This window comes from Hymenobacter terrenus (assembly GCF_000972495.1).
Taxonomy (GTDB): Bacteria; Bacteroidota; Bacteroidia; order Cytophagales; family Hymenobacteraceae; genus Hymenobacter; species Hymenobacter terrenus.
In genome coordinates this window covers 54559-61636 of sequence record NZ_LATM01000026.1, presented here as the reverse complement: position 1 = coordinate 61636, position 7078 = coordinate 54559, and the positions used below count along the sequence as shown (strand labels likewise).

The window sequence follows — 7078 nt, the reverse complement described above, 5'->3', positions numbered from 1 at the left end:
GACGACCTTTTCCATGACCCTAAATTAACTCAAACAGCTTCTAAGTGATAAAAGGCTTAGCGCAGTTTCGCCTTCATGTAGCAGACTGGCTGTAGCGCGAACTCTGTGGTTCGCATTCCCAGCGGCCACCCGAACGATGCGGGCAGGCGCGGGGACGCGAAGTACAGAGTTCGCGCTACGACCTGCCCGCATCGGCCGCAAGCCCCGTCGGCCAGTACGCCCCACCGGCTGCCGTCCTGACACAATACTACCTGCCGGGAACATTACACCCGCCAGCGGTGTAGCAGCCGATGAAAACGGCTTTTTAAAGCTTGTGAAGCGACAAATTATAATTTTTGCCGTAGACGTCAAGAAACGTCTTAAGTTAAAAAGCGCGGGGGCCAGGATTCCGGCGCGGTGGTTTATGAGTGATTTGTTTCAGTTGAGGGAGAGTGAGCAGCGGTTCCGGGCCCTATTCGAGAATAATCCTGATTTAGTATTGTTTCAGGATAAGAAGGGGATGATTCTGGATGCTAACCCATCTTACCTCAAAGTTTTGGACAAAACCAAGGAGGAGGTAGTCGGCCGGCTCCTGACCGATTTTCTGCCAGAGTACCTGCACGACCTCTTCAATCAAAAGCTGCGCGAGGCCTTCGAGGGCAGCAAGGTGCAGTTTGATGTAGAAGTGCAGTTCCGGGACACTGTGGCGTGCCTTGTTTTGTTCATCACCAAAGTTCCGCTGGTAGTAGAGGGCCGCATCACGGGGGTGCACGTGGTGTGCCGCAACATGACCGAACAGTTTGCCTCGCATCAGCTGATTCGTGACCAGGCGCACAAACTGAATACGATTTTCGAGAGCATCACCGACGCATTTTTCCTGCTTGACCGCGACTGGTGTTTCACCTTCGTCAACACCGAAGTGGAACGCCTGCTCAACGTGCGCCGCGAAGACCTGCTAGGGCGCAATATGTGGGATGTTTTTCCCGAGGAGGAGAATGGCATCTTCCACGAGCGTTACCAGCACGCTTTCGATACGGGCCAGGCTGTGCATTTTGAAGCCTATTTCCGGCAGCAGGTGTGGCTCGATGTCAAGGCCTTTCCGTCGCAGGAAGGGCTGTCGGTGTATTTCTCCGACGTCACCGAAAAGGTAAAATCCCAGGGCGAGCTGTACCGGCAGAATCAGGATTTGCAACAATTCACCTACATTGTGTCGCACAACCTGCGGGCCCCGCTTGCCAATGCCCTGGGCCTGGTCGATTTACTTGGCTCGCTGGAAAAGAGCACACCCGATTACGAGCAGACCCTGGCCAACTTGCAAGCCAGCATTCATCAGCTTGACGCCGTGCTGCGCGACATGAACACCATTCTATCAATCCGGGACAAGCAGAATGTCGACGGTACCGAGTCGGTACAGCTGGCCGATATGGTGGAGCAGGCCCGCCTCAATCTGGAGGAGCTTATTGCGCAGTGCGGCGGCGAGGTTGTGCTCAACATCCCCGATGACTTGCACGTACTCGGTAACCGCGCTTACCTGTATAGTATCTTCTTCAACCTTCTATCCAACGCCGTGAAGTACCGCTCCGAAGAGCGCCCCCTGCGGGTCGAGATTACGGCTGCGGCCGTTCCCGGCAAGGGTGTAGAGGTAGTAGTGGCCGACAACGGCTTGGGCTTCGACCTGGAAAAAGCGGGGGCCGACGTGTTTCGGCTCTACAAGCGCTTCCACAGCACGCAACCTGGCCGTGGCATGGGACTTTATCTGGTGAAAACCCATGTAGAAACCATGGGAGGGCGCATTGAGGTGAGTAGTACCGTGAATGTGGGCACCCGGTTTATCATGCAGCTACGCTGAACCCAGCATGAACACTCTATACATGGATACTCTACTAATTGACGACGATTCCATCGGCGTATTCCTCACCGAGCGCCTCTTGAAACGAGAAGGCTTTGCCGAAAATATTTCAGCCTATCCCTCTGCCGAAGAAGCTCTGGCTTTCCTGCGTGACGCCCTGCCCGAAGAGCTGCCACAAGTCATATTCCTCGACCTGAATATGCCCGTCATGGACGGCTGGGATTTCCTGGAAGCCCTGAAGCCCTATGAAAACCAGCTGCTTGGCCACTGCCATATTTTCATCCTCACCTCCTCTCTGGCCCACTCTGATACCGACCGCATCCACGAATTTCCGCTCGTGGCCGGCCTCATCCACAAGCCACTCGACAGCATCCAGATTCAATCTGTCCGCGCCCAGGTAGAAGCCGCCAGCTACGGGGAGGAGTAAGGAGCAGCGCCAAAAGCCTGCTCCAGGCCGCTACAGGGGCAGCCGGATAAAAAAACTCGTGCCCACGTTCTCCTGGCTCTCAAACCAGATACTGCCGTTGTGCAGCCGCACCAGCGACTGGATGATGGACATGCCCAGGCCGGTGGTTTTCTCGCCGCGCAGGCCCGGCCGCCGCGCCTTGGTGAAGCGGTCGAACAGCACTGGCTGGAGCTTTTCAGGAATGCCAATGCCATCGTCGGCCACGGTCACCAGCACGTGGGTGGGGTGCTGCTCCAGCGTCACGGCGATGTGACCGCCCTCGCGGGTGAACTTGATGGCGTTGGAAAGGAGGTTGTTCATCACCTGCATAAACTTGTTGTGGTCCAGCTCCACGTACACCTCGCTGCCGGTGCTGTTGAAGGTGAAGCGCTTGGCCACCAGGCGCTCGGCCTGCTGGTAAGTGTCCATCACCTGGCGCAGGCTGGCGGCCAGGTCCACGCGCACACGCTTGAGCTGCACGTTAGCCGACTCAGCAAACTCGCTGTCCACAAACTCGCGGATGAGGTTTACGCTGTCGCGGCAGGTGTCCTGCATCACCTGCACCATTTTTTCGAGCTGCGGGTCGTGCAGTGGCTGGGTTTTCTCCTGGAAGAAGGTGGCCATCTGCTGCATCATGTTGAAGGGGCCGGCTAGGTCGTGGGCCAGAATCTCCAGCGTGGTGTTTTTCTTGGCCATAAACTTGTCGGCATTGCGGGTGTATTCTTCCGCCACCGTCACATCCTGCACCGTGCCGCAGAGCAGTACCTGGCCGTCGCTGGCTTCGGCGCGGTGAGCGCGCATGCACAACCAGCGCAAGGGCGCGTTGGGCTGCGATTGCAGGCGCAGGAGCAATTCATCGTGCATCTCACCCCGGGCCAGTTGAGCCAGGCAGCTCAGGGCGTATTGCTGGTCTTCGCCGGGCAGGCAACTCAGTAGCCATGGTAAGTCTTCATTGATGGAAGCACGCTGAGCGGGTGGAAACATCCGCTCGTAAACGTCGTTGACATAGAGTACTTTGCTGGCACTTATGCTGTAAGCGAAAAAGAGTAGGTGGTTTCCCTCCAGCAGGTGGTAAAACACTTCTGTCTGGTCTAGCATAGCTTGGTAGGCGGGAAAAAGCAGGTAAATTGTAGACTGCTATTCGCGGCCATTTGATAATAATATTCGAAGTTAATTCGCAGCGCATAAGTTTCGGCTATTAACATAATATCACCTTTACTTAAAGAATTGATAATAACAGCCAGAGGGCTAAATATTTGTCCGTTAGCAACGCTACAGTAGGGATAAAAAACAGGTGGCCGCCCTTTGAGCCACCACCTGTTTCGAGGGTTGAAAAACAGCGTTTATACCGGTTGAAGGCTGTGGTTCAGCTTGGAATTTTTATAACCGTATCCAAAGTATACCGCCAAGCCAATCAGCAGCCATACGAAGAATAAGGTCCAGTTGCTGATGCCCAGTTCGGTCATCAGATACAGGTTGATGAGCAGACCCAGGGTGGGCAGCAGCGAGAGTTTTTGGCGGAACGAGAGCACGCACAGCGCCACGCAAAATAGTAGGAACACCAGCGTGGGAATCTGGTGGGCGAAGCCACCCGACACCTTCCCACTGCCGCCCGCATCGTGCTGCAGCCAGCCCCGCTGCCCGCTCACGTCCTGCCAGAATTCGTGGTTGCCGGTCGCGTTGTAGTGGTAAATGAGAAAGGCACCCACTGCCAGAATCAGCGGCACCAGCCACTGCCCGTTGATGTACGGCACCTTGAAGCGGGCCTCGGAGCGGCCATAGGGGTCGATAATCAGAATGCCGCCGCACACCAGCGCAAAGGCGAAGAGGGTGCCAATGCTGGTCAAATCGACCACCAAATCCATGTTGAGAACGAGTGCCGGCACTGCCACGAAAAGGCCCGTCACAATGGTCGCAAACGACGGCGTGTGGAAGCGCGGGTGAATCTTGGCAAATACCGGGGGCAAGAGGCCGTCGCGCGCCATGGTCAGCCAGATGCGCGGCTGCCCCAGCTGAAACACCAGCAGCACCGAAGCCATGGCAAACACCGCACTCACCGCCACCAGGCCCGACAGCCGCGGCAATCCCACCTTGGCAAATACGAATGAGAGCGGGTCGCCCACACCTAATTCCTTATAGGACACCATCCCCGTGAGCACCAGCGTGATAATGACGTACAGCACCGTACAAATAATGAGGGCGTACATCATGGCCTTGGGTAGGTCGCGCTGGGGGTTTTTGCATTCTTCAGCCGTAGTCGAAATCGCATCGAAGCCGATGTAAGCGAAAAACACTGCTGATACGCCCTTGAGCACCCCGCCCACGCCATTGGGGGCGAAAGGCGTCCAGTTGGCTGGCTGCACGTAGAATGCACCCACGGCAATGACAATGAAGACGATAATCAGCTTGAGCAGCACCAGCAGGTTCGAGGCATTCTTGCTTTCCTTGATGCCCACGTACACTAGCGCCGTAATGAGAACGGTGATAACAAAGGCAGGTAAATCCATGACCATGTGCCAGTCGCCGAACAGCTCCGGGGCCTGGGTCCAGGCCTTATAACCATCGAGCTGGGCCGGCGTGGCTTCGGCCAGCGGCCTGCCGGCTTGCATGAGGTTCATTACGGCCTGGTAGCCGGCGTGCCCGGTTTGGGTGCCCATCGTGAGCCAAAGCGGCAGGTGAATACCGACTCCATCGAGCAGGCCAGTGAAATAATCGGACCAGGAAATGGCCACTACGATGTTGCCCACCGCATACTCCATAATCAGCGCCCAGCCGATAATCCAGGCCGCTAACTCGCCAAACGAGGCGTAGGCATACGTATAAGCCGAGCCGCTGACCGGAATAGTAGCCGCGAACTGCGCGTAGCACAAAGCCGAAAATGCGCAGGCAATAGCCGTAAACACAAATAGTAGTGATACCGCCGGCCCGCCATCGAGGCTGGCCTTGCCGATGGTGCTGAAAATGCCGGCTCCGATGATAGCTGCGATGCCCAGGCCCGTCAGGTCGCGCACGGTGAGGTGCCGGGCCAGGCCTCCGGCGGCGGGGCCCTCGTGGTCGGCAGGTGGGTTTTGAAGGATGGCCGCGATGGTTTTGCGGCGGAATAGAGACGTTGACGAACGCATGAAAGGTGGGAGGGACGGGGTTTGAAGGGCAAAAGATAACGCCCCGGCGCGGGTTGCGCCTCTCGCGCTACCGCTACCGCCTCAACGTAGCAGGCCGCTCAGCAAGCTACTGGCTACGTGCAGCGTCGCCGAGCTACTGCCAAACCGCACCGGCACGCCTACCGAAACTGCCCCCAGATTACTCCCATAGCTCCGATAAGAGGCATCACGCAAACCCAGCGGCGCAAACCCAGGATTGGCGGGCAGCTCCGCGGCCCCAGGCGTAGCCCGTGGGTCTGCTCCATAAGCTTGCAGCCGGTAGGGCGCAAAGCTGTATTGAATGAATGGCTGCGCGTGGCCCTTGGTACTCAGCGCGTACCGCAGGTAAGGCTGCACACGGTAACTGAAGCCGCCCGAGGCCGACGGCGGTGCGTAGCTGCTCAGCATGTAAGCGCCCGCCAGGAAGTGCCCCTGGCGAGGTGCCGTGGAGGCTGGTACTTCCAGCCCTACTCCGCCCGCAGGCCGCGACTGAGCTTGGCTCAGAAAAGGCAAAAAAGTCAGCGTCAGGGCCACGATAGCGGAAAAGTTAGTCATAGCAGAAGGCCGGAATGAGTGAAAGCCAATAACCCGTATTCAACGTCAGCTAAGATACGGTGGTTGTCGGCACGCCCATCAGCAGAGGTTTAAGTTTCTTGAAGGGCGGAAGCAGAAGTCCAAAACCAGCGCCGTTCTCCAGCCCATGTACTGTTCACCAGGTTCCCCACTCCTGGGGCTTCGTGCTTCAAGTGAACCAAGGTTATATCTGGGAGGGCTGGGGCCGAGGTTACCCAGCGCGCCGCGTATACCAGTCAGACACCCCTGTAGCGGGCAATTAAACCAAACTTTACTTCGTGAATCAGCTCAGCCAGCGGCTTACGAATTAAAAGTCCGCGCTGCACAGCGGCGCCGAAACCACGCTAAGATGAATTCCGTTGCTTTTCTGGTTGTCAGCGCTGATAAGGCGATGAGGTCCCGCTATGAATAATGCCATAAGCCTTTATACCATGATTACGCCTGATGCCACCATTTCCGGGTCGACCGGGCGTTGCCCATGGGCTAAGCAGAGCGAGCTACTAGGCGCCTTCCACGACCATGAATGGGGCGAGCCGGTGGCCGAGGCCGGGATTTTGTTTGAGTACTTGGTGCTTCACACCTTTCAGCTTGGATTTGATTTTCCGGTTGTGCTCAAGCGGCGCGAGGGCTTTCGGGAACTGCTGGCCGGCTTCGACCCCGACCGGCTGGCGCGCTGGGATGAGGACGACATAACCGAGGTGCTGGGCAACCCACGCATCCTGCGCAACCGGCGTAAGCTGGAAGCCACCGTACGCAACGCTCAGGCTTGGCTGCAACTGCGCCAAGCAGTGGGCGGTGACGACGGCATTCTCCCGTTTTTCGCCACCTACGTGGGCGGCCAACCCGTGGACGGCCGCCGGAGCGCGGCCAATCCGGTACCCCTATCCACTCCCGCCAGCACCGCCATGAGCCAGGACCTGAAGCGTCGCGGCTTTGTGATGACCGGTCCCGTAACGTGCTACAACATCCTACAAACAGCCGGCTTCGTGAACGACCATTGGCTAACCTGCCCCCGCCATGCCGAGTGCGCGGCGTTGGTTAGGTAAATTGCCAAATATGAGTTGAAAAGGCAAATTGATATTCTGAGCCAAG

6 protein-coding genes are annotated in these 7078 nt (G+C 57.4%); 3 read left to right on the top strand and 3 right to left on the bottom strand.

Annotated features, from left to right (window positions below):
* Positions 1–403 precede the first annotated feature (403 nt).
* Positions 404–1828 (top strand): PAS domain-containing sensor histidine kinase, encoded by a 1425-nt coding sequence (locus WX88_RS21620; protein ID WP_072053072.1) that lies wholly within the window; start codon positions 404–406, stop codon positions 1826–1828.
* 22 nt (positions 1829–1850) lie between these two features.
* Positions 1851–2255 carry a response regulator gene (locus WX88_RS21615; RefSeq protein WP_052732955.1) on the top strand — a complete coding sequence of 135 codons (405 nt, stop codon included), beginning with the start codon at positions 1851–1853 and terminating at the stop codon, positions 2253–2255.
* A 30-nt stretch (positions 2256–2285) separates the two neighbouring features.
* On the opposite strand, the gene WX88_RS28130 is transcribed toward WX88_RS21615, so the two are convergent.
* From WX88_RS28130 to WX88_RS21600, 3 genes are all read right to left on the bottom strand, one after another.
* Positions 2286–3371: a sensor histidine kinase gene (locus WX88_RS28130; RefSeq protein WP_052732954.1), complete on the bottom strand. Its 1086-nt coding sequence runs from the start codon at positions 3369–3371 to the stop codon at positions 2286–2288.
* A gap of 245 nt (positions 3372–3616) precedes the next feature.
* Positions 3617–5395 (bottom strand): amino acid permease, encoded by a 1779-nt coding sequence (locus WX88_RS21605; RefSeq protein ID WP_046246499.1) that lies wholly within the window; start codon positions 5393–5395, stop codon positions 3617–3619.
* 81 nt (positions 5396–5476) lie between these two features.
* A complete protein-coding gene (locus WX88_RS21600) occupies positions 5477–5968 on the bottom strand; it encodes a hypothetical protein (protein ID WP_046246498.1) in 492 nt (163 codons plus the stop codon).
* A 449-nt stretch (positions 5969–6417) separates the two neighbouring features.
* Here WX88_RS21600 and WX88_RS21595 point away from each other — a divergent pair, with 449 nt between their 5' ends.
* Entirely contained in the window at positions 6418–7032 is a 615-nt protein-coding gene (locus tag WX88_RS21595) for a DNA-3-methyladenine glycosylase I (protein WP_052732953.1), read from the top strand.
* Positions 7033–7078 lie beyond the last annotated feature (46 nt).

Excerpts from the sequence above, each read along its gene's own strand:
- WX88_RS21595 (WP_052732953.1), top strand. The coding sequence starts at position 6,418 with ATGATTACGCCTGATGCCACCATTTCCGGGTCGACCGGGCGTTGCCCA.
- WX88_RS21620 (WP_072053072.1), top strand. The coding sequence starts at position 404 with ATGAGTGATTTGTTTCAGTTGAGGGAGAGTGAGCAGCGGTTCCGGGCC.
- WX88_RS28130 (WP_052732954.1), bottom strand. The coding sequence starts at position 3,371 with ATGCTAGACCAGACAGAAGTGTTTTACCACCTGCTGGAGGGAAACCAC.
- WX88_RS21605 (WP_046246499.1), bottom strand. The coding sequence starts at position 5,395 with ATGCGTTCGTCAACGTCTCTATTCCGCCGCAAAACCATCGCGGCCATC.
- WX88_RS21600 (WP_046246498.1), bottom strand. The coding sequence starts at position 5,968 with ATGACTAACTTTTCCGCTATCGTGGCCCTGACGCTGACTTTTTTGCCT.
- WX88_RS21615 (WP_052732955.1), top strand. The coding sequence starts at position 1,851 with ATGGATACTCTACTAATTGACGACGATTCCATCGGCGTATTCCTCACC.